At 69.8% G+C, this 23,202-nt stretch carries 18 protein-coding genes; 17 read left to right on the forward strand and 1 reads right to left on the reverse strand.

The features are described 5' to 3' along the window. The first annotated feature begins 153 nt into the window (after positions 1-153). The 5 genes from tig to ACZ6RC_RS01695 all read left to right on the forward strand — a co-directional run bounded on the left by tig (position 154) and on the right by ACZ6RC_RS01695 (position 5,047). Positions 154-1,536: a trigger factor gene (tig, locus tag ACZ6RC_RS01675; protein WP_391142676.1), complete on the forward strand. Its 1,383-nt coding sequence runs from the start codon at positions 154-156 to the stop codon at positions 1,534-1,536. A gap of 266 nt (positions 1,537-1,802) precedes the next feature. Further along, entirely contained in the window at positions 1,803-2,408 is a 606-nt protein-coding gene (locus tag ACZ6RC_RS01680) for an ATP-dependent Clp protease proteolytic subunit (RefSeq protein ID WP_391143333.1), read from the forward strand. A 47-nt stretch (positions 2,409-2,455) separates the two neighbouring features. After that, a complete protein-coding gene (locus ACZ6RC_RS01685; protein ID WP_391142674.1) occupies positions 2,456-3,133 on the forward strand; it encodes an ATP-dependent Clp protease proteolytic subunit in 678 nt (225 codons plus the stop codon). Between the two features lie 168 nt (positions 3,134-3,301). Beyond that, positions 3,302-4,585, forward strand: coding sequence for an ATP-dependent Clp protease ATP-binding subunit ClpX (clpX, locus tag ACZ6RC_RS01690; RefSeq protein WP_158987286.1), 1,284 nt, complete (start codon positions 3,302-3,304; stop codon positions 4,583-4,585). 192 nt (positions 4,586-4,777) lie between these two features. Beyond that, a complete protein-coding gene (locus ACZ6RC_RS01695) occupies positions 4,778-5,047 on the forward strand; it encodes a hypothetical protein (RefSeq protein WP_469578640.1) in 270 nt (89 codons plus the stop codon). A gap of 270 nt (positions 5,048-5,317) precedes the next feature. Here ACZ6RC_RS01695 and ACZ6RC_RS01700 read toward each other — a convergent pair whose 3' ends face one another. Beyond that, a complete protein-coding gene (locus ACZ6RC_RS01700) occupies positions 5,318-6,280 on the reverse strand; it encodes a hypothetical protein (protein WP_469578642.1) in 963 nt (320 codons plus the stop codon). A 138-nt stretch (positions 6,281-6,418) separates the two neighbouring features. On the opposite strand from ACZ6RC_RS01700, the gene ACZ6RC_RS01705 reads away from it, so the two are divergent. The 12 genes from ACZ6RC_RS01705 to ACZ6RC_RS01760 all read left to right on the forward strand — a co-directional run bounded on the left by ACZ6RC_RS01705 (position 6,419) and on the right by ACZ6RC_RS01760 (position 23,150). Beyond that, on the forward strand, positions 6,419-9,040 hold the full coding sequence (locus tag ACZ6RC_RS01705) for a valine--tRNA ligase (RefSeq protein ID WP_469578644.1): 2,622 nt from the start codon (positions 6,419-6,421) through the stop codon (positions 9,038-9,040). A 126-nt stretch (positions 9,041-9,166) separates the two neighbouring features. Further along, a complete protein-coding gene (locus tag ACZ6RC_RS01710) occupies positions 9,167-10,309 on the forward strand; it encodes a sensor histidine kinase (protein ID WP_469578645.1) in 1,143 nt (380 codons plus the stop codon). Between the two features lie 163 nt (positions 10,310-10,472). Then, positions 10,473-11,963: a bifunctional tetrahydrofolate synthase/dihydrofolate synthase gene (folC, locus tag ACZ6RC_RS01715; RefSeq protein ID WP_453614537.1), complete on the forward strand. Its 1,491-nt coding sequence runs from the start codon at positions 10,473-10,475 to the stop codon at positions 11,961-11,963. Positions 11,964-11,968: 5 nt separating this feature from the next. Then, a complete protein-coding gene (locus ACZ6RC_RS01720; RefSeq protein WP_469578647.1) occupies positions 11,969-12,361 on the forward strand; it encodes a DUF4233 domain-containing protein in 393 nt (130 codons plus the stop codon). 187 nt (positions 12,362-12,548) lie between these two features. Next, complete coding sequence (gene ndk, locus ACZ6RC_RS01725; protein ID WP_391142663.1) at positions 12,549-12,962, forward strand: nucleoside-diphosphate kinase; 414 nt, start codon at positions 12,549-12,551, stop codon at positions 12,960-12,962. Between the two features lie 282 nt (positions 12,963-13,244). Then, a complete protein-coding gene (locus tag ACZ6RC_RS01730; RefSeq protein WP_189824232.1) occupies positions 13,245-14,264 on the forward strand; it encodes a rod shape-determining protein in 1,020 nt (339 codons plus the stop codon). Between the two features lie 152 nt (positions 14,265-14,416). Continuing rightward, positions 14,417-15,496 (forward strand): rod shape-determining protein MreC, encoded by a 1,080-nt coding sequence (gene mreC / locus ACZ6RC_RS01735; protein WP_469578650.1) that lies wholly within the window; start codon positions 14,417-14,419, stop codon positions 15,494-15,496. Between the two features lie 3 nt (positions 15,497-15,499). Then, entirely contained in the window at positions 15,500-16,168 is a 669-nt protein-coding gene (gene mreD, locus ACZ6RC_RS01740) for a rod shape-determining protein MreD (RefSeq protein WP_453614544.1), read from the forward strand. A gap of 19 nt (positions 16,169-16,187) precedes the next feature. Then, entirely contained in the window at positions 16,188-18,383 is a 2,196-nt protein-coding gene (gene mrdA / locus ACZ6RC_RS01745; protein ID WP_391142656.1) for a penicillin-binding protein 2, read from the forward strand. Between the two features lie 4 nt (positions 18,384-18,387). Then, entirely contained in the window at positions 18,388-19,587 is a 1,200-nt protein-coding gene (gene rodA, locus ACZ6RC_RS01750) for a rod shape-determining protein RodA (RefSeq protein ID WP_391142654.1), read from the forward strand. A gap of 48 nt (positions 19,588-19,635) precedes the next feature. Further along, positions 19,636-21,171 (forward strand): CYTH and CHAD domain-containing protein, encoded by a 1,536-nt coding sequence (locus ACZ6RC_RS01755; RefSeq protein WP_469578651.1) that lies wholly within the window; start codon positions 19,636-19,638, stop codon positions 21,169-21,171. A 50-nt stretch (positions 21,172-21,221) separates the two neighbouring features. Continuing rightward, complete coding sequence (locus ACZ6RC_RS01760; protein WP_391142649.1) at positions 21,222-23,150, forward strand: TIGR03960 family B12-binding radical SAM protein; 1,929 nt, start codon at positions 21,222-21,224, stop codon at positions 23,148-23,150. The last annotated feature ends 52 nt before the right edge of the window (positions 23,151-23,202 follow it).

Below are 23,202 nucleotides of genomic sequence, written 5' to 3' on the forward strand. Positions count from 1 at the left end.
ACGGAACACAAGATCGCGTTGTGGGCCGCCTCCCGCTTGCGGTTACTATGCAAGCTGCGTGCCCGTGTGTCTCTCTGACCGGGCCGATCGGCCGGAACCGCCCCCGCGCGGCACCGGCAGAATCCAAGAATCAGCCACCAAGGAGACCGAACCGTGAAGAGCGCCGTGGAGACCCTGAACCCGACCCGGGTTCGGCTCACTGTCGAGGTGCCCTTCGAGGAGCTCAAGGACAGCCTCGACGCGGCGTACAAGAAGATCAACCAGCAGGTCACGGTCAAGGGCTTCCGTAAGGGCAAGATCCCGGCGCGCGTGATCGACCAGCGGTTCGGCCGTGGTGCTGTGCTGGAGGAGGCCGTCAACGACGCCCTCCCGAAGTTCTACACCGAGGCCGTCAACGAAGCCGAGGTCAACCCGCTGGGTCAGCCCGAGGTCGACATCACCGAGCTGAAGGACGGCGAGCTGCTGGCCTTCACCGCCGAGGTCGACATCCGTCCGGCGATCGAGATCCCGGACTACTCCGGCATCGAGATCACCGTCGACGCGGTCGAGGTCACCGACGAGGACGTCGAGAAGTCCGTGCAGCAGCTGCGCGAGCGCTTCGCCTCCACCAACCCGGTCGAGCGCGCCGCCGCCGACGGTGACGTCGTCACCATCGACCTCGAGGCCAAGGTCGACGGCGAGGTCCTGCCCGACGGTGTCGCCGAGGGCGTCTCGTACACCATCGGTTCCGGCGAGCTCCTCGACGGCATCGACGAGGCCGTCACCGGCCTGGAGGCCGGCGGCGAGGCCACCTTCAGCTCGCAGCTGAAGGGCGGCTCCGCCGAGGGCAAGGACGCCGAGGTCTCCGTCAAGGTCACCGCCGTCGCCGCCCGCGAGCTCCCCGAGCTGGACGACGACTTCGCGCAGATGGCGTCGGAGTTCGACACCCTCGACGAGCTGAAGGCCGACAGCCGCAAGCGCCTCGAGAACATGAAGCAGTTCGACCAGGCCACCCAGGCCCAGGAGCGCGTCCTCGACGAGCTGCTGAAGCTGGCGGAGGTCCCGATCCCCGAGAAGCTCCTCGAGGACGAGATCAACACCCGCAAGCACAACCTGGAGCACCACCAGCTCGGCCAGATGGGCCTCGACCTCGCGAAGTACCTGGAGATCCAGGGCAAGACCGAGGAGGAGTTCCTGGCCGAGACCAAGGAGCAGGCCGAGAAGGGCATCAAGACGCAGTTCATCCTCGATGAGCTCGTCAACAAGGAGAAGCTGAACGTCAGCCAGGAGGAGCTCACCGAGCACCTCATGCGCCGCGCCGCCTCCTCCGGCATGAGCCCCGACCAGTTCGCCCAGGCCGTCGTCGAGGGCGGCCAGGTGCCGATGCTCGTCGGCGAGGTCGCCCGCGGCAAGGCCCTCGCGGTCGTCGTCGAGGCCGCCAAGGTCGTCGACACCAACGGTGAGACCGTCGACCTCGAGGACGACGAGGACGAGACCGAGGCCGCCACCGACGCGGCCGAGGCCGCCACCGGCGACACCGAGGTCGACGAGAAGTAACGAGGCCCGAGCCTCGCGCTGGACCGGTCCACGGGCCCGGACGCACTGCGGTGCGCCCGGGCCCGTGACCGTATGCGGTCCGAACGCGCGGACGCCCCAACTACCTTGCGCTCCCAGCGAACAGTTCGGGAAGCGGGATGGCGTTGTCCGACCTGCGCGTTAGGGTCCATGAATACGAGGGCAGGGTCGTACCCCGTCCCCAGTACGAGAGACGCTGAGACGGCCGGAGCCGTCAGAGACGAGCAGGTGGATACGTGACGAATCTGATGCCTTACGCCGCGGGTGAGCCGTCCATCGGTGGCGGCCTCGGCGACCATGTCTACAACCGGCTGCTCGGCGAGCGCATCATCTTCCTCGGCCAGCAGGTCGACGACGAGATCGCCAACAAGATCACCGCGCAGATGCTGCTCCTTGCCGCCGACCCGGACAAGGACATCTACCTCTACATCAACAGCCCCGGTGGCTCGGTGACGGCCGGCATGGCCATCTACGACACCATGCAGTACATCCCCAACGACGTCGTGACCATCGGTATGGGCATGGCGGCCTCGATGGGCCAGTTCCTGCTCACCGGCGGCGCCACCGGCAAGCGCTTCGCGCTGCCGAACACCGACATCCTGATGCACCAGGGCTCCGCCGGCATCGGCGGCACCGCCTCGGACATCAAGATCCAGGCCGAGTACCTCCTTCGTACGAAGAAGCGCATGGCCGAGATCACCGCGCTGCATTCCGGCCAGACCGTCGAGGCGATCATCCGCGACGGCGACCGCGACCGCTGGTTCACCGCGGAGGAGGCCAAGGACTACGGCCTCATCGACGAGATCATCTCTGCCGCCTCGGGCGTTCCGGGCGGCGGCGGCACGGGCGCCTGAGCCCGCGGCCCTTCCGCACCGATCCCAGCCCGCTGAACGCCACCAGGATGGTGAACACCCCAATGACCCCGAACTTCTCCGCGAGCGGCCTCTACTCCGGCCCCCAGGTGGACAACCGGTACGTCGTCCCGCGCTTCGTCGAGCGCACCTCGCAGGGCGTGCGCGAGTACGACCCGTACGCGAAGCTCTTCGAGGAGCGCGTGATCTTCCTCGGCGTGCAGATCGACGACGCGTCGGCCAACGACGTCATGGCGCAGCTGCTGTGCCTGGAGTCGATGGACCCCGACCGTGACATCTCGATCTACATCAACAGCCCCGGTGGCTCCTTCACCGCGCTGACCGCGATCTACGACACCATGCAGTTCGTGAAGCCGGACATCCAGACGGTCTGCATGGGCCAGGCGGCCTCCGCAGCGGCCGTGCTGCTCGCCGCCGGTACCCCCGGCAAGCGGATGGCGCTGCCGAACGCCCGCGTGCTGATCCACCAGCCGTCCGGCGGCACCGGCCGTGAGCAGCTCTCCGACCTGGAGATCGCGGCCAGGGAGATCCTCCGGATGCGTACGCAGCTGGAGGACATGCTGGCCAAGCACTCGTCGACGCCGATCGAGAAGATCCGCGACGACATCGAGCGCGACAAGATCCTGACCGCCGAGGACGCCCTGGCGTACGGCCTCGTCGACCAGATCGTCTCGACCCGCAAGAGCACGGCCGCCGCGGCAGCCTGACGCTCGACCTTCCCGCGGCACGGGGAGCATGGCGGTGATCATGGCGCATTCCCGTCCATGTGAACCGTGCCAAGGGGGGCCCGAACGGGGGGCCCGGCAAGGTACCGTCGAATATGAGGCACCAGGAGTCGCTGAACCAGGCGCTCCCAGGCGAAGGGGAAGCACCTCGTGGCACGCATCGGTGATGGCGGCGACCTGCTCAAGTGCTCGTTCTGCGGAAAGAGCCAGAAGCAGGTGAAGAAGCTCATCGCAGGACCCGGTGTGTACATCTGCGATGAGTGCATCGACCTCTGCAACGAGATCATCGAGGAAGAACTCGCGGAGACGAGCGAGGTGCGGTGGGAGGAACTCCCCAAGCCCCGCGAGATCTACGAGTTCCTCGAGGGGTACGTCGTCGGGCAGGAGCCCGCGAAGAAGGCCCTCTCGGTCGCGGTGTACAACCACTACAAGCGCGTCCAGGCCGGCGAGAACGGCGGCGGGGCGGGCCGTGACGACGCCATCGAGCTGGCGAAGTCCAACATCCTGCTGCTGGGGCCCACGGGCTCCGGCAAGACGCTCCTTGCGCAGACGCTGGCCCGGATGCTGAACGTTCCGTTCGCCATCGCCGACGCGACGGCGCTGACGGAGGCCGGCTATGTCGGCGAGGACGTCGAGAACATCCTCCTGAAGCTGATCCAGGCGGCCGACTACGACGTCAAGAAGGCCGAGACCGGGATCATCTACATCGACGAGATCGACAAGGTCGCCCGGAAGAGCGAAAACCCGTCGATCACGCGCGATGTCTCGGGCGAGGGCGTGCAGCAGGCGCTGCTCAAGATCCTGGAGGGCACCACCGCCTCCGTGCCGCCCCAGGGCGGCCGGAAGCACCCGCACCAGGAGTTCATCCAGATCGACACGACGAACGTGCTCTTCATCGTGGGCGGCGCCTTCGCCGGCCTGGAGAAGATCATCGAGTCGCGGGCGGGCGCCAAGGGCATCGGCTTCGGGGCGACGATCCGCTCCAAGCGCGAGATCGAGGCGAGCGACCAGTTCCAGGAGGTCATGCCCGAGGACCTGGTGAAGTTCGGGATGATCCCGGAGTTCATCGGCCGCCTCCCGGTCATCACCTCGGTCCACAACCTCGACCGCGAGGCCCTGCTCAAGATCCTCGTCGAGCCGCGCAACGCGCTGGTGAAGCAGTACCAGCGCCTCTTCGAACTCGACGGCGTCGAGCTGGACTTCGACCGCCCGGCCCTGGAGGCCATCGCCGACCAGGCGATCCTGCGCGGCACGGGCGCGCGTGGCCTGCGGGCCATCATGGAAGAGGTCCTGATGTCGGTGATGTACGAGGTCCCGTCCCGCAAGGACGTGGCGCGCGTGGTCATCACGGCGGACGTGGTGCGCAACAACGTGAACCCGACGCTGGTGCCGAGGATCGTGAAGAACGACGGGCGGCACGAGAAGAGCGCGTAACGCGTAGACAGCGGTACGAGAAGGGGCGCCCCCGGCTGGGGGCGCCCCTTTCCGTTAAGCGGGCGAGCGGTTCAAGCCAAAGCCTGTTACACGGCTTCGCACGTTGATCAACTTGTGGTTGCCTTTTGCGTGATGAATATCCAGACAAGACGCGAAAGGCTCTCGATGAGATCTACGAAGATTAGCCGGGTCATGGCGACACTGGGCGTCGCGGCGGCTGCAACCCTCGCGCCGATCGCCCTGGCCACGCCGGCGTCGGCCTCGGCTTCCATGTATACGGGATGCTTGAACTACGTCAAGAGTCACGGCTACGTCGTGGGACCGAAGGTCTACGCCGCCTGTGCGCACGAGGCGTGGAACATCGGGATCGGATGGACGTACAACCCGACGTGTCTGCGCGACCTCGTCAATATCAGGGTAGAGCTGGGGGTTGCAGCCGAGGCCTGCAAACGCGCTCACTGAACGAGCTTTCGCGAAGATGAGCCGACCATGGGATTTCGGCATGGCCGGTGAGGCGGAAGAGCAAAAGTTCCTTGCCGGTCTGGATCGACAGGCCAAACGTTCTGGTTCTGTCGATCCAGGCGGCAGACAATCTCTCCGTGCAGGCTCCTCGTTGAGGCCTGAGGCCTGAGGCCTGAGGCCAGTCGCCGATGTCCTATGGCTGATCTCGGCCCTGTCGAGGCGACGTCCACACCGGGAGACGGACTTCTGTCCGCACCCCTGTGCCGCCCGCTAGGACTTGGTGCGGGAGGCCTTGTAGTGCTGGGCGGTCACCTCGGCGACCTGGTCCAGCGAGAGACCCTGGCCACCGGTCATCATGGTCGACAGGTCGATGATATTGACGACACCCAGCGTGCTGTAGTCGGACCAGATGCACGTGGGCACCTGGAACGACTTCGGCCCCGGCGTGGTCTCGGCGCCGGTGCTCTCGAGCTTCAGGTACTGGCACTTCATCAGCGCCCCCTCGAAGCCCGCCGGGGTCTTGCTCTCCGGGCTGCCGACCTGCGTCACCTTGACGTCGTCGGCCTCGCTGGTCTGGTCCTTCTCGTAGTTCGAGAACGCGGTGTCGAGCGCCTTCGCGGGGTCGGCGATCTCGCCCCACATCCCGTTGAGGCTCATGCTCTTGCCCTTGAGCGGGTCTGTGGAGTCGCCCGCCTTGTAGGAGACCTGTACCGCGTGGGGATCGCTGATCCCCATCGCGCTGGCGCTGGCCTTCTGCTTGTCGGTCAGGTTGCCGGACTTCTCGGCGCCTTCCTTCTTGTACTCGCCGACCGTGGCGGCCGGGGTGATCTTGTAGCCCTTGGTGTCGTCCCCCACAGCACTGTTGCCGGCGCCGCCGCCCGCGGTGAAGTACCAGGCACCGCCGGCCACCAGGGCGAGGGCCACGACCGCGGCGCCGATGATCAGGCCGGTCTTCTTCTTCGGCGCGCCGGGCGGGGGCGGCGGGTAGGCGCCGGGGGCCTGGCCGTACGGCGGCTGCTGGGGAGGCTGTCCGTAGGGACCCGGCTGCTGGCCGCCCTGCGGGTATCCGTACGGCGGCTGCTGCGGCGGGACGCCCTGCGGGGCCTGCTGCGGGTAGCCGTAACCGGGCTGGGGCGCCTGCGGCTGCTGGCCGTAGGGGCCGGGCTGCTGGCCGCCGTAGGGCCCGGGCTGCTGCGGCTGGCCGCCGTACGGGCCCGGCTGGTTGTAGCTCATGGACAGGTTCCCCTCACAGGATGTTTATGCGTGACGAACATCCTCGCGGAACGCCGGTCGGCCCGGGGCGGCGGGGCCCACACCGTTACCGAACAATCGAGTTTCGGGACCACGCCGCCACACCCCTAAACTGGCCCCGTGACCGAGAACACTCAGCAGCAGCCAGCAGCCAACCCCGAACTGCCGACCCAGTACGCGCCGGCCGAAGTAGAGGGGAAGCTGTACGAGCGCTGGGTAGAGCGCGGTTACTTCGAGGCGGACGCGAACAGCGAGAAGCCGCCGTACACGATCGTCATCCCGCCGCCGAACGTGACGGGGTCGCTCCACCTGGGCCACGCCTTCGAACACACGCTGATCGACGCCCTCACCCGCCGCAAGCGGATGCAGGGTTACGAGACGCTGTGGCAGCCGGGCATGGACCACGCCGGCATCGCGACCCAGAACGTCGTCGAGCGGGAGCTCGCCAAGGAGGGCAAGTCCCGCCACGACCTGGGGCGCGAGGCGTTCGTCGAGCGCGTCTGGAAGTGGAAGGCCGAGTCCGGGGGCCAGATCTCCGGCCAGATGAAGCGCCTGGGCGACGGCGTCGCCTGGTCCCGCGAGCGCTTCACCATGGACGAGGGCCTCTCCCAGGCCGTCCAGACCATCTTCAAGCGGCTCTACGACGACGAGCTGATCTACCGCGCCGAGCGCATTATCAACTGGTGCCCCCGCTGTCTGACGGCTATCTCGGACATCGAGGTCGAGTACCAGGACGACGACGGCGAGCTGGTCTCCATCCGTTACGGCTCCGGGGACTCGGAGATCGTCGTCGCGACGACCCGCGCCGAGACGATGCTCGGTGACACGGCCGTCGCCGTCCACCCGGACGACGAGCGGTACAAGCACCTGGTCGGCACCGAGATCGAGCTGCCCCTGACGGGCCGCCGTATCCCGGTCGTCGCCGACGAGCACGTCGACCCCGAGTTCGGCACCGGCGCCGTCAAGGTGACGCCCGCTCACGACCCGAACGACTTTGAGATCGGCCAGCGCCACAACCTGCCGAGCCTCGCGGTCATGGACGAGCGCGCGGTCATCACCGCCCACGGCCCCTTCCAGGGCCTGGACCGTCTGGAGGCCCGCTCCGCCATCGTCGCCGCGCTGCGCGCCGAGGGCCGCGTCGTCGCCGAGAAGCGTCCGTACGTCCACTCGGTCGGCCACTGCTCGCGCTGCAAGACCACCATCGAGCCGCGGCTGTCCATGCAGTGGTGGGTCAAGGTCGGCCCGCTCGCCAAGGCCGCCGGTGACGCGGTCCGCGACGGCAGGGTCAAGATCCATCCGCAGGAGATGGAGAAGCGGTACTTCGACTGGGTCGACAACCTTCACGACTGGTGCATCTCGCGCCAGCTGTGGTGGGGTCACCGCATTCCCGTCTGGTACGGCCCCAACGGGGAGATCGTCTGCGTCGGACCGGACGACGAGGCGCCGACGGGCGAGGGCTGGCACCAGGACACGGACGTCCTCGACACCTGGTTCTCCTCCGGCCTGTGGCCGTTCTCCACGCTCGGCTGGCCGGAGCAGACCGACAGCCTCGCGAAGTTCTACCCGAACTCCGTCCTGGTCACGGGCTACGACATCCTCTTCTTCTGGGTCGCCCGGATGATGATGTTCGGCCTGTACGCGATGGACGGCACCCCGCCGTTCCACACCATCGCCCTGCACGGCATGGTCCGCGACCAGTTCGGCAAGAAGATGTCGAAGTCCTTCGGCAACGCGGTCAACCCGCTGGACTGGATGGACACGTACGGCTCCGACGCCGTCCGCTTCACCCTGGCGCGCGGCGCGAACCCGGGCGTCGACGTCCCGATCGGCGAGGACTGGGTCCAGGCCTCCCGCAACTTCGCCAACAAGATCTGGAACGCGACCCGCTTCGCGCTGATGAACGGCGCCACGGTCGAGGGCCCGCTGCCGGACCCGTCGCAGATGTCCGCCACTGACCGGTGGATCCTCTCCCGTCTCAACAAGACGGTCGCCGAGGTCGACGCCTTCTACGACGACTACCAGTTCTCGAAGCTGTCCGACTCCCTCTACCACTTCGCGTGGGACGAGGTCTTCGACTGGTTCGTCGAGCTGTCGAAGACGACGTTCTTCGCCGGCGGCGAGCAGGCCAAGGTCTCCGGCCGCGTCCTCGGTGAGGTCCTGGACGTGACGCTGCGGCTGCTGCACCCGGTCGTCCCGTTCGTCACCGAGACGCTCTGGACCACGCTCACCGGTCAGGAGTCCGTCGTCATCGCCGACTGGCCCGCCGATTCCGGCTTCCGCGACGAGGCCGCCGAGCGCGAGATCGAGCTCGTCCAGCAGGTCGTCACCGAGGTCCGCCGGTTCCGTTCCGACCAGGGGCTCCAGCCGGGGCAGAAGGTCCCGGCCCGCCTGGACCTCGCCGGGACCGCGCTCGCCCCGCACGAGGCGGCCATCCGGCAGCTGCTGCGTCTCCAGCCGGAGGGCGAGGGCTTCTCGGCCACCGCCTCCCTGCCGGTCGCCGGGGCCACGGTCGCGCTCGACCTCTCCGGCACCATCGACGTGGCGGCGGAGCGCAAGCGGCTCGCCAAGGACCTCGCGGCCGCCGAGAAGGAGAAGGCGCAGGCCAACGGAAAGCTCGGCAACGAAGCGTTCCTGGCCAAGGCGCCGGACAACGTGGTCGACAAGATCCGGACGCGGCTCGCCAAGGCCGACGAGGACATCGCCCGCATCCAGGCGCAGCTGGAGCGGCTGCCGCAGGCGTGATCCGACGCGAAGGGCCCGGGACCGGCCGGTCCCGGGCCCTTCGCGTTTGTCCGGAGTGCCTGACATCACGCGACTTGTGACCAAAGTCCGCCCCTTCGGGTCCAAGGACCTTGCATGATGGAAGGCATGCTCCGCCTCCCCGCCGTCCCCGCGCTGCGGCGCCGCGTGGACCGGTGGGCCGGATCGCCGCGGGCCCTCGACGTCGTCACGGCGCTGAGCGCCTTCGCCCTGATGCTCCTGGACGTGCCGGGCCTCGCCCGCGCCGACAACTCCCTGACCGGGGTCACCGCCACGCTCGTGCTCGCCGCCGGCGCCTCGACGCTGGTGCTGCGACGGCGGCTGCCCTGGGTCCCGTACCTCGTCGCGCTCGCCCTGATGGGCTGGCTGCACGAGCTGACCATGATCCAGTTCGCGCTGTACTCGCTGGGCCGCTTCCGGGGCCGCCGGATGGCCGTCCTCGCGACCGTCCTCTATGTGGCCGTGGCCTACGCGCTGTTCCACACCCCGGGCTGGCCCGGCCGGCACGGTGACACGCTGAGCGACTTCCTGAGCCTCGTGGTGCCGATCGGCGTCCTCGCCTCGGGCGTCGGCATCGCCGCCTACCGGCAGGACCTCGTCCGCGCGCTGGAGTCGCAGCGCGCCGAGGCCGCCGCCCGCCAGGCCGTCCAGGAAGAGCGGATCTCGGTGGGCCGGGACGTCCACGACCTGGTGGGGCGCGAGCTGACCGTCCTCGCGGTACGGGCCGAGGTGCTGGCCGTCCGGGCCGGGGGAGGGGCGTACCGCAAGGACTTCGACGAACTCGCCGACACCGCCCGCCGCGCCCACCACATGCTGAACGAGACGATCGTGCGCCGGGCCGACGGAGGCGCGGCGACCCCCGGCCTGGAAGGGCTGAGCGCCCTCGCCCGGGAGAGCGAGCGGATGGGCGGGCCGGTCGCGCTGACGGTCGCCGAGGAGGCCAAGGCGCTGTCGCCGCTGCGCCAGACGGCCGTGCACCGGGTGGTCCAGGAGTGCCTGACGAACGCGGCCAAGCACGCGCCGGGCCGGCCCGTGACCGTCGCGATCACGGTGGCCGGCCGCGACCTGCGCATCGACGTCGTCAACCCGCTGCCGGAGACCCCGCCGGACCGGGTGCCGGTCTCGACGGGGACGGGCCTGTTCTCGATGGAGGAGCGGGTCACCAGCATGGGGGGCACGCTGAAGGCCGGACCGGACGGGGACGTGTACCGGGTGACGGCGCTGCTTCCGACGGGCTTCGGCCCGGCCTAGCGGTGCGCCCCGACCCGCGGGCCCCGTGCGCCCCGACCGGCGCGCGCCCCGACCCGCGGGCACCCGCTCGCCCCGACCCGCGGGTGGCCCCGGGCCCCTGGGGCGAAAGTCCCGAATGGGGTGGGTCCGCGGTCCTGTCGGTGGGCCTCCGTAGACTGACCCCGTGAGTGAGCCCCGCGACCCGTTCGACGACATCGTCGACGCCGAGACCGACCGTGACCCCGACCTGGCGGTGATCGAGGCCGGCAGCCGCACCCTGCGCGCGCAGGCCGGTCCGCCCCAGGGTGACCCCGTGCCCTCCCGGCCCGCCGATCCGGAGGTGGACAAGGCGTTGCGCGAGGTCGAGACCGAGCTCGCGTCCCGCTGGGGCGAGACCAAGCTCGAGCCGTCGGTCCGCCGGATCGCCGCCCTGATGGACGTGCTCGGCGAGCCGCAGCGCGCGTACCCCTCGATCCACATCACGGGGACGAACGGCAAGACGTCGACCGCCCGCATGATCGAGGCGCTGCTGAGCGCCTTCGAGCTGCGCACCGGCCGGTACACCTCGCCGCACGTGCAGACGATCACCGAGCGGATCAGCCTCGACGGCGCCCCGATCTCGGCCGAGAAGTTCATCGAGACGTACGAGGACATCAAGCCGTACGTGGACCTCGTCGACGCCCGTGAGGAGTTCCGGCTCTCCTTCTTCGAGGTCATGACCGGAATGGCGTACGCGGCCTTCGCCGACGCGCCGGTGGATGTCGCCGTCGTCGAGGTCGGCATGGGCGGCACCTGGGACGCGACCAACGTCATCGACGCCTCGGTCGCCGTCGTCACCCCGATCGACCTCGACCACACCGACCGGCTCGGCGACACGCCCGGCGCGATCGCGGGCGAGAAGTCCGGGATCGTCAAGCAGGGCGCGACGGTCGTCCTGGCCCAGCAGCCGGTGGACGCGGCGCAGGTCATGCTGAAGAAGGCCGTCGAGGTGGACGCCACGGTGGCCCGCGAGGGCATGGAGTTCGGCATCGTCAGCCGCGAGATCGCGGTCGGCGGCCAGCTGCTGACCCTGCGCGGCCTCGGCGGTGAGTACGACGGCATCTTCCTCCCGCTCTACGGCGCCCACCAGGCGCACAACGCCGCCGTCGCCCTCGCGGCGGTGGAGGCGTTCTTCGGCATCGGCGCCGAGCACGCCCGGACGCTCGACGTCGACACGGTCCGCCGCGCCTTCGCCTCGGTCTCCACACCCGGCCGGATGGAGGTCGTCCGCAGCTCCCCGACCGTCATCCTGGACGCCGCCCACAACCCGGCCGGCGCCCGGGCGACGGCGGAGGGCATCAGCGAGGCCTTCGGCTTCTCGCGGCTCATCGGCGTGATCTCCACCAGCTCCGACAAGGACGCCAGGGGCCTGCTGGAGGCCTTCGAGCCGATCCTCGCCGAGGTCGTCGTCACGGCGAACTCCAGCCCGCGCGCCACCGACGTGGACGCGCTCGCCGCGCTCGCCGTCGAGGTCTTCGGCGACGAGCGGGTGGTCGTCGAGCCGCGCGTGGACGACGCCATCGAGGCGGCGATCACCCTCGCGGAGGAAGAGGACGAGTACGCCGGCGCGGGTGTGCTGGTCACCGGATCGATCTTCACCGTCGGGGACGCCCGGCTGCTGCTCGGAAGGCGCTGAATCCCATGCGTACGCTCTGTGCCTTGACGCTGATCGGCGAGTTCTTCGTGATCGGGTTCGCCGGGCTCGTCGCCATGAAGGACGACAGCCTGTCCATGACCGCGGTCTGGACGGTGTGCGGCGTCGCGATGCTGCTGTCGGTGCTGCTCTGCGGGATGATCACCCGCCCGGGCGGGCTCCAGCTGGGCTGGGCGCTGCAGATCGCCCTCATCGCGAGCGGGTTCGTGGTGCCGGTGATGTTCTTCCTCGGCGCGACCTTCGCGGTGCTGTGGTGGGCCTCGATCCGCTACGGCCGCACGATCGACGAGGCGAAGGCGCGCTGGGCCGCCCAGGCGGAGGCGGCGGAGACGGCCGACCCCGCGACGGCGACACCCACGTCGGAGCCCAACCCGGCCTAGGGCGTGTTTCGAAAGTCCCGTCTGGCCGGGAGCCCGCTCCCGTACGCCCGCGCCGTCCGGCCCCACGCCCGCGCGCGACCCGGTCCGCGTGTGGGCATCCGTACGGCTTGACGCTGCGTAATCGTCGGCCGTGCGGGACCTGTAGCCTCTGAGGTCCGCACACCGCATTTCGTAAGGAGTCTCCACCGTGAGCCAGCGCACGCTCGTCCTGCTCAAGCCCGACGCCGTCCGCCGCGGGCTGGTCGGCGAGATCATCGGCCGGATCGAGCGGAAGGCCGGCTGGACCATCTCCGCCCTCGAGCTGCGCCACCTGGACCAGGACACGCTGGAGCTGCACTACGGCGAGCACAAGGGCAAGCCCTTCTACGAGCCGCTGATGGGCTTCATGCAGTCCGGCCCGGTCGTCGCCCTGGTCGTCGACGGCGAGCGCGTCATCGAGGGCGTGCGCACCCTGGCCGGCCCGACCGACCCGATCGCCGCGGCCCCCGGGTCCATCCGGGGGGACTTCGGGACCATCGTCCGGGAGAACCTGATCCACGCCTCGGACTCCGAGGAATCCGCCATTCGGGAACTGAAGATCTTCTTCCCCGGCCTGGCATGACCCGGAGCTGACCCCGTGTCAGCCATCCACAGCAACGACCTGGGGCGACCGATGGAATTTCGGTCGCCCCCAGGCATATGAACGACGTAACCGGGAACGCATCGCTGCGTCCTACCGTCACCTATACAGAGGTGGGCCACCGCGCGGTATCCGTGCGGGCGGCACTACGATGGAAAACTCCACGCCGCACTACCCGCACCCACCACCTCGCCGACCTGAGAAGCCGTCAACGCTCCAATTGGGAAGGCCCGACGCATCCTCATGGGAAACAAGGGGAACTCAATGTCGTTCATCGGCCGTGACATGGCTGTCGACCTCGGGACCGCCAACACGCTGGTGTACGTCAGGGGTAAAGGCATCGTTCTGAACGAGCCGTCCGTCGTCGCGATCAACACCAACACCGGCGGGATCCTCGCGGTCGGTGCCGAGGCGAAGAAGATGATCGGCCGGACCCCCGGCAACATCGTCGCCGTCCGGCCTCTGAAGGACGGCGTGATCGCCGACTTCGAGATCACCGAGCGCATGCTCCGCTACTTCATCCTCAAGATCCACAAGCGCCGCTACCTCGCCCGCCCCCGGGTCGTCGTCTGCGTTCCCTCCGGCATCACCGGAGTCGAGCGCCGCGCCGTCATCGAGGCGTCGACGCAGGCCGGCGCCCGACAGGTGCACATCATCGAGGAGCCCATGGCCGCCGCCATCGGCTCCGGACTCCCCGTGCACGAGGCGACCGGCAACATGGTCGTGGACATCGGCGGCGGCACCACCGAGGTCGCCGTGATCTCGCTGGGAGGAATCGTCACGGCACAGTCCATCCGGGTCGCCGGCGACGAGCTGGACAACGCGATCATCCAGCACATCAAGAAGGAGTACTCGCTCCTCCTCGGTGAGCGCACCGCCGAACAGATCAAGATCACCATCGGCTCGGCGTACGACCTCGACAAGGACGAGCACACCGAGATCCGCGGCCGCGACCTCGTCTCCGGTCTGCCCAAGACCGTGGTCATCTCCGCCGCGGAGGTCCGCAAGGCCATCGAGGAGCCGGTCAACGCCATCGTCGACGCCGTGAAGACCACGCTCGACAAGTGTCCGCCCGAGCTCTCCGGTGACGTGATGGACCGCGGCATCGTTCTCACGGGTGGTGGCGCACTTCTGCGCGGCCTCGACGAGAGGCTGCGCCGCGAGACCGGAATGCCGATCCACATCGCCGAGGACCCGCTGGACTCGGTGGCGCTCGGCTCGGGCAAGTGCGTGGAGGAGTTCGAGGCGCTCCAGCAGGTGCTGGACGCCCAGCCCCGCCGCTGACGGTTCCGGGACCGTCCGCGCCGGCCCCCGGGCACCTCGGTCCGGGGGGCCGCCGGCACGGATGGTAAGAACACCCGTACAGCGGATCGTCGGTACACCGGCACAGACCGCACGGAACAACCGAACCAAGAGGAAAGGCACGGCCGCCGCACGTGAGGGACACACGAGAGAGCCGGCTGCTCCTGGTGCTGCTGATCGCCATCGCGTTCGCACTGATCACGGTGGACATCCGCGGAGGCCAGGAGTCACCGGTCGACGGCGCCCGGCAGGCCGCCGCCGCGGTCTTCGGCCCGGTGGAGAACGGCGTCGCGGCGGCCGTCGATCCGATCGGCAACGCCATAGGAGCCGTGCGCGATTCCGGCGAGCGCCACACCCGGATCGCCGCGCTGGAGCGCGAGAACGCCGCCCTCAAGACCAAGCTCGGCAGCGACGACCGCAACCGCAGCCGCGTCCGCGAGCTCGACACCATGCTGAAGACGGCGGGCGCCGGGCAGTACGGCATCAAGGCCGCCGAGGTCGTCGCCATAGGAGCGGCCCAGGGCTTCTCCTGGACCGTCACCATCGACGCCGGTGCCAACGACGGCATCACCCGCGACATGACCGTCCTCAACGGCGCGGGCCTCGTCGGCCGGGTGACCACGGTCGGCCCCTCGACGGCGACCGTGCTCCTCGCCAGCGACCCCGACTTCACCGTCGGCACCCGCATGGAGAAGACCGACGAACTCGGCTTCGCGACCGGCCAGGGCGACCGCCCGCTCCTCGTCCAGCTCCTCAACGGCAAGGCCAAGGTCAAGCCCGGGGACCGGATGGTCACCTTCGGCTCCCACGCCGACCGGCCCTTCGTGCCCGGCGTGCCCGTCGGCGAGGTCGTCCGCGTCGACCCGCCGGGCGGCGGCCTCACCCGTAACGTCTACGTCCGTCCGTACGTCGGCTTCACCAAGCTCGACATCGTCGGCGTCGTCGTCCAGGCCCCGCGCACCGACCCCCGCGACATGGTCCTGCCGCCCAAGCCCAAGCCGGCGCCGACCGTCACGGTCACCATCACGCCGACTCCGCCGCCCGGCCAGCAGGCGGGTCAGCCGCAGGGGCAGGTCGAGGGACAGGTGCAGGACGGCCAACCACAGGGCCAACCACAGGGCCAGGCACAGGACGGGCAGCAGCCCGCCGCGCCGGACGGCCGGCCGCCGGGGCAGGCGCCGGCCGACGGACAGAACCAAGAGCAGGGGGACTGAGGAATGAAGTTCAACCGCATCCTGCTCTCCACGGCCCTCGTCGTGGTCGCCCTCGTCATCCAGGTCTCCGTCCTCGCCCGGCTCCAGCTCCCCGGCGCCGTCCCCGACCTCGTCCTGCTGACCGTCCTCGGCCTCGCCCTGGTGTACGGCCCCGTCGGCGGCTGCCTCATCGGCTTCGGGGCCGGCCTCCTCGCCGACCTCGCCCCGCCCGCGGACCACGCCGTCGGCCGCTACGCCCTCGTCCTCTGCGTCATCGGCTACCTCGCCGGCCTCGCCCGCCCCGACAACGGCCGGCTCAAGTCCGCCAGCGGGCCCATGGCCGTGGTCGTCGTCGCCGCGGTCGGCACCACCCTGCTGTACGCGGGGGTCGGTGCCCTCGTCGGGGACACCGCCGCCCGCCACGTCGGCCTCGGCTTCCTGCTCTTCACCGCGGCCGTCTACGACCTCCTCCTCGCGCCCTTCACCGTGCCGCTGATCATGGCGCTGGCCCGGAAGGTGGACAACGACCCGCTCGCCGACGCCGGTGGCGGCGCCGCCACCGACGTCGCCTCCGGCTGGCTCTCCTCCGGCACCGGCCTGCGGATCGGCAACCAGCGCGGAGGCCTGCTCGTCAAGGCGGCCCGGGGCAGAGCCGCGCGAGCGGGCCGTATCAAGGGCGTCAAGCGACTGTGACCGAGGGGGCACCGGCAGTATGAGCAACATCCCGGAGACCGGGCGGACACCCAGGGTCCAGATCCGTCTCGTCATCATCCAGGTCCTCGTCTTCTCCCTCCTCCTCACCCTCGGCGGACGCCTCTGGTACCTCCAGATCCGCAACGGCAAGGAGTACACCGACGAGGCGAAGAGCAACCACGTCCAGCGGGTCGTCCAGCCCGCCGTGCGCGGCTCGATCCTCGACGCCCGCGGCGTCCCCCTCGCGGACAACGAGACCCGGCTCGTCGTCTCCGCGTCCCGCACCGCGCTGATGAAGATGAAGGACGACGGCAAGGGCGTCCTCACCCGGCTCGCCGGCGTCCTGGGCATGAAGCCCAAGGACGTCATGGACAAGGTCCGGCTCTGCGACTCCCAGACGCCGCAGCCCTGCTGGAACGGCTCGCCCTACCAGCCCATCCCGGTCACCCTCGAGGCCACCACCCAGCAGGCCCTGACGATCCGGGAGAGCGCCGAGGACTTCCCCGGCATCACCGCCGAACCCACCGCCGTCCGGCGCTACCCCGCGCCCGGCAAGGCCCGCTCCTCGCAGGTCCTCGGCTACCTCTCGCCGGTCACCGACGAGGAGATCGAGAAGGCCAAGGACACCGACTCGCCGCACCTGCGCTCCGACCAGGTCGGCCGCTCGGGCCTGGAGCGCACCTACGACAAGCAGCTGCGCGGCAAGGCCGCCGTCACGTCGTACGAGGTCGACAAGCTCGGCCGGGTGATGGGCCAGAGCGAGTCCGACCCCGGCGTGGCCGGCTCCAACGTCGTCACCAGCATCGACGCCCGGGTCCAGGCCGTCGCCGAGTTCGAGCTCCACGCGGCCATGGAGACCGTCCGCAAGGAGACCGACAAGATCACCGGCCGTCCCTACGAGGCCGACGCGGGCGCCGTCGTCGTCCTGGAGTCCCGGACCGGCCGGGTCGTCGCCATGGCCTCCCAGCCCGACTACGACCCCAACGCCTGGATCGGCGGCATCTCCGGCAAGGAGTACGCCCGTCTCACCGACAAGAACTCGAACTACCCCTTGCTGAACCGGGCCATCCAGGGCCAGGCGCCCGCCGGCTCGGTCTTCAAGGTCGTGTCGGCGAGTGCGGCCGTCCGCGGCGGCCACCCCTTCAACGACCTCTACAACTGCAGCAGCTCCTACAGCATGGGCAACCGCAGCTTCGCGAACTTCGAGTCGCAGGGGCACGGCCCCATCACCCTCGGGGACGCCCTCAAGTTCTCCTGCAACACCGTCTTCTACCGTCTGGGCCACCAGGAGTGGCAGCGCGACGGCGGGCTCAAGCCCAAGAAGGACGCCCACGACTGGTTCTACCGCACCGCCCACGACTTCGGTTTCGGCTCCGAGACCGGCGTCGACCTGCCCAACGAGGTCAGCGGCCGCATCCCCGACCGGCAGTGGAAGAAGAGCTTCTGGGAAGCCAACAAGGACGCCTGGTGCAAGCAGGGCAAGAAGGGCGGCTCGTACGTCGAGCAGATCGCCTACGAGAGCTGCCTCGAAGGCAACCAGCTGAAGGCCTTCGACAGCATCAACTTCGCCATCGGACAGGGTGACGTCCTCATCACCCCCATCCAGCTGGCCACCGCCTACGCCGCCATCAGCAACGGCGGCACCCTCTACAACCCCACCATCGGCAAGGCCGTGATCAGCCCGGACGGCAAGAAGGTCACCGAGATCAAGCCCAAGCCCCACGGCAGGCTGCCGGTCGACGCCCAGACCATCAAGGACCTCGACAAGGGGCTGCGCTCCGTCGTCGAGCCCGGCGGCACCGCCGCCTGGCGGTTCGGCGGCTGGCCACAGGACAAGATCCCGATGCACGCCAAGACGGGCACCGCCCAGGTCTACGGCAAGCAGACCACCTCCTGGTTCGCGACCTACACCCGCGACTACACGATCGTCATGACGATCTCCCAGGGTGGTACGGGCTCCGGCGCCTCCGGCCCCGCCGTGCGCAACATCTACGACGCGATCTACGGCCTCGACGACGAGGGCAACCAGGACCTCGGGCGGGCCCTGCTGCCCCAGCCGCAGAAGACGCTGCCGAGGATCCTCGCCGACGGGACCATCGAGACGCCCACGATCAAGCCGTACGACCCCGCGGCACAGCTGGTCGACCCGAACAAGAAGAGGGAAGGCGGGCAGGAGCCACTCGCGGGCCCGCCCCCCGCCGTCTGGAGGGACTGACCCGATGACCGCACCCCACGGCTTCTCCGTCTCCCGGTACGCCCCCGAACGCGGCCCGATCGCGAAGCTGACCGCCCGGGACTCGGTGCTGCGCCGGCTCGACTGGCCGATCCTGCTCTCCAGCATCGCCCTGTCCCTGCTCGGCGCCCTGCTCGTCTGGTCCGCCACCCGGGGCCGTACGGAGCTGAACCAGGGCGACCCGTACTACTTCCTCTTCCGCCACGTCCTCAACACCGGCATCGGGCTCACCCTGATGATCGGCACCGTCTGGCTCGGCCACCGCACCCTGCGCGGCGCGGTACCGGTCCTCTACGGCATCTCCGTCCTGCTGATCCTCGCCGTCCTCACCCCGCTCGGGGCCACCATCAACGGCGCGCACGCCTGGATCGTCCTCGGCGGCGGCTTCTCCCTCCAGCCCAGCGAGTTCGTCAAGATCACGATCATCCTGATCATGGCGGTGCTGCTGGCCTCCAAGGTCGACGCGGGCGACCAGATCCACCCCGACCACCTCACCGTCGCCAAGGCGCTCGTCCTGGCCGCCCTCCCGATGGGCATCGTCATGCTGATGCCCGACCTCGGCTCGGTGATGGTCATGGTGGTGATCGTGCTGGGTGTGCTCCTCGCCTCCGGCGCCTCCAACCGCTGGGTCCTCGGCCTCATCGCCGCCGGGGTCACCGGAGCCCTCCTCGTCGCCGCGCTCGGTGTGCTCGACGAGTACCAGCTCAACCGCTTCGCCGCCTTCGCCAACCCCGAGCTCGACCCGGCGGGCGTCGGCTACAACACCAACCAGGCCCGGATCGCGATCGGCTCCGGCGGGCTGTACGGCGCCGGGCTCTTCAACGGCCACCAGACCACCGGCCAGTTCGTGCCCGAACAGCAGACCGACTTCATCTTCACCGTCGCCGGCGAGGAGCTGGGCTTCCTCGGCGGCGCGCTGATCCTCGGCCTGCTCGGCGTCATCCTCTGGCGGGCCTGCCGCATCGCCCGCGAGACCACCGAGCTGTACGGCACGATCGTCGCCGCCGGCATCATCGCCTGGTTCGCGTTCCAGTCCTTCGAGAACATCGGCATGACGCTCGGCATCATGCCGGTGGCGGGACTGCCGCTGCCGTTCGTCTCCTACGGCGGCTCGTCGATGTTCGCCGTGTGGGTGGCGATCGGGCTGCTCCAGTCGATCCGGGTCCAGCGGCCGATGACCGCCTGAGACCCAAGCCGCTCTGCGCGAAAGCCCGTTGGCGACTAGATTCGATACATGGCCGAGACGAAGCGCGAGATCGAGCGGAAGTACGAAGCCACCGACGAGACGAGGCTGCCGGACCTCACCCGGGCCCCGGGGGTCTCGGCCGTCCAGGACAGAGGCGTCGACGAACTCGACGCCGTCTACTACGACACCGCCGACCTCCGCCTGGCCGCCGGCTCCCTGACCCTGCGCCGCCGCACCGGCGGCGGGGACGCCGGCTGGCACCTCAAGCTGCCCGTCGCCCCCGGGGTGCGCGACGAGATCAGGGCCCCGCTGGACGACACCCTCCCGGAGTCGCTGGCCGGGCTGCTGCGCTCCCGAACCCTGGGCGGCGAGGTCGCCCCCGTGGTCCGGCTCCTCTCCTCCCGGGCCGTCCGCCATCTGCTGGACGACGCGGGGACCCTGCTGGCCGAGGTGTCGGTGGACACCGTCCTCGCCGAGCGACTCGGCGAGGACGGGGGAGCGACCGCCTCCTGGAAGGAGATCGAGGTCGAGCTGGCGGACGGCGCCGACCCCGGCCTCCTCGACGCGGTCGAGAAGCGGCTCAGGAAGGCGGGCGTACGGCCCTCCACCGCCCCGTCGAAGCTGGCCAGGGCGCTGGCGGAGACGACCCCGGCACCGCCCGCGGCCGACCCGGCGACCCGGCCGCCGGCCCTCGCCGAGGACACCGCGGGCGGCCGCGTCCTCGCGTACGTACGGGAACAGGTCGAGGCGATCGTCCGCTACGACCCCGCCGTCCGGCGCGAGCTGCCCGACGCCGTCCACAAGATGCGCGTCGCCACCCGCAGGCTCCGCAGCGCCTTCAAGACGTACGGCAAGGTCCTCGACCGGACCGTCACCGACCCCATCGGCGAGGAGCTCAAGTGGCTGGCCGGGGAGCTCGGCGTGGCCCGCGACCAGGAGGTCCTCGCCGCCCACCTGGCCGACCGGGTCGACGCGGTCCCCGACACCCTGCTCCTCGGGCCCGTCCGCGCCCGGCTCCGCGTCTGGGACGCCGCCGTCGGCGCCGACGCGCGCCGCACGGCCCTCGCCGCCCTCGACTCCGACCGCCACCTGGCGCTCCTGCGGACCTTGCACGCGCTGGTCGCCGACCCGCCGCTGCGCAAGGCCGCCCACCGGGACGCCCCGAAGGTCCTCACCAAGGCGGTCGGCAAGGACTACGACCGGCTCGCCGGGCGGGTCGACCGCGCCCTGTCCCTTCCCCCCGGGCACGAGCGCGACCTCGCCCTGCACGGGGCCCGCAAGGCCGCCAAGCGCACCCGCTACGCCGCCGAGGCCGCCACCCCGGCCCTCGGCAAGCCCGTCAAGCGCTTCGCCCGGCGGATCAAGTCCGTCCAGTCGCTCCTCGGCGACCACCAGGACAGCGTCGTCGCCCGCGAGACCCTGCGCACCCTGGCGATCCAGGCCCACGCGGCGGGGGAGCCGGCCTTCGTCTGGGGGCTGCTGTACGGCCGGGAGGAGGCGCTCGGCGCGGCCCTGGAGGACCGGTTCCCCGAGGTCTGGAAGCGGACCTCGGCGACGAAAACGAGGGCGGCGGTCGGCTTCTGAGGAGCGGGTACGCTTGAGAGTCGCCCCCTGCCAGCTCACGAAGGTTCGAGATGTCTGCTGCCGAGTCTGTCTTCCCGCAGCTCGAAGCTCTGCTCCCGCACGTGCAGAAGCCGATCCAGTACGTCGGTGGAGAGCTGAACTCCACGGTCAAGCCGTGGGAGTCCGCCGACGTGCGCTGGGCGCTCATGTACCCGGACGCGTACGAGGTCGGCCTGCCCAACCAGGGCGTCATGATCCTGTACGAGGTGCTGAACGAGCGGGAGGGCGTCCTCGCCGAGCGCACCTACAGCGTCTGGCCGGACCTCGAAGAGCTGATGCGGGAGCACGGCGTCCCGCAGTTCACCGTGGACAGCCACCGGCCCGTGGGCGCGTTCGACGTCTTCGGCCTGAGCTTCTCCACCGAGCTGGGCTACACCAACATGCTCACCGCCCTCGACCTCGCGGGCATCCCGCTGGAGTCGAAGGACCGGACCGTCGACCACCCGATCGTGCTCGCGGGCGGCCACGCGGCCTTCAACCCCGAGCCGATCGCGGACTTCATCGACGCGGCGATCATCGGCGACGGAGAGCAGGCCGTCCTCGACATGACCGAGATCATCCGCGGCTGGAAGGCCGAGGGCCGCCCCGGCGGCCGCGAGGAGGTCCTCCTCCGGCTCGCCAGGACGGGCTCGGTCTACATCCCCGGCTTCTACGACGTCGAGTACCTCCCCGACGGCCGTATCGCCCGGGTCGTCCCCAACCGCTCCGGCGTGCCGTGGCGGGTGTCCAAGCACACCGTCATGGACCTCGACGAGTGGCCGTACCCCAAGCAGCCGCTGGTCCCGCTCGCCGAGACCGTCCACGAGCGGATGTCCGTCGAGATCTTCCGCGGCTGCACCCGCGGCTGCCGTTTCTGCCAGGCCGGCATGATCACGCGCCCCGTGCGGGAGCGAAGCATCACCGGCATCGGCGAGATGGTCGAGAAGGGTCTGAAGGCGACCGGCTTCGAGGAGGTCGGCCTGCTCTCGCTGTCCTCGGCGGACCACACCGAGATCGGCGACATCGCGAAGGGCCTGGCCGACCGGTACGAGGAGGACAAGATCGGTCTGTCCCTCCCCTCGACCCGGGTAGACGCGTTCAACGTCGACCTGGCCAACGAGCTGACCCGCAACGGCCGCCGGTCCGGCCTCACGTTCGCCCCCGAGGGCGGCTCCGAGCGCATGCGCAAGGTCATCAACAAGATGGTCTCGGAGGAGGACCTGATCCGGACCGTCTCCACCGCGTACGGCAACGGCTGGCGTCAGGTGAAGCTGTACTTCATGTGCGGCCTGCCGACCGAGACGGACGAGGACGTCCTGCAGATCGGTGACATGGCGGTCAAGGTGATCGCCGAGGGCCGCAAGGTGTCGGGCCAGAACGACATCCGCTGCACGGTGTCGATCGGCGGCTTCGTGCCCAAGCCGCACACCCCCTTCCAGTGGGCGCCGCAGCTCTCCGCCGAGGAGACCGACGCCCGCCTGGAGAAGCTCCGCGACAAGATCCGCGGCGACAAGAAGTACGGCCGCTCGATCGGCTTCCGCTACCACGACGGCAAGCCCGGCATCGTCGAGGGCCTGCTCTCGCGCGGCGACCGCCGGATCGGCGCGGTCATCCGCGCGGTCTACGACGACGGCGGCCGCTTCGACGGCTGGCGCGAGCACTTCTCGTACGACCGCTGGATGGCCTGCGCCGAGAAGACGCTGCCCGAGCAGGGCGTCGACGTCGACTGGTACACCACCCGCGAGCGCACCTACGAAGAGGTCCTGCCCTGGGACCACCTGGACTCCGGTCTCGACAAGGACTGGCTCTGGGAGGACTGGCAGGACGCGCTGGACGAGACCGAGGTCGAGGACTGCCGCTGGACCCCGTGCTTCGACTGCGGCGTGTGCCCGGCCATGCAGACCGAGATCCAGGTCGGCCCGACCGGCAAGAAGCTGCTGCCGCTGACGGTTGTCCAGTAGCCCGTTCCGGTCACACTCCGACGACGGCCCGGTGCGAGGGGAAACCCTCCGC

Source organism: Streptomyces sp. NPDC048353, assembly GCF_055587165.1.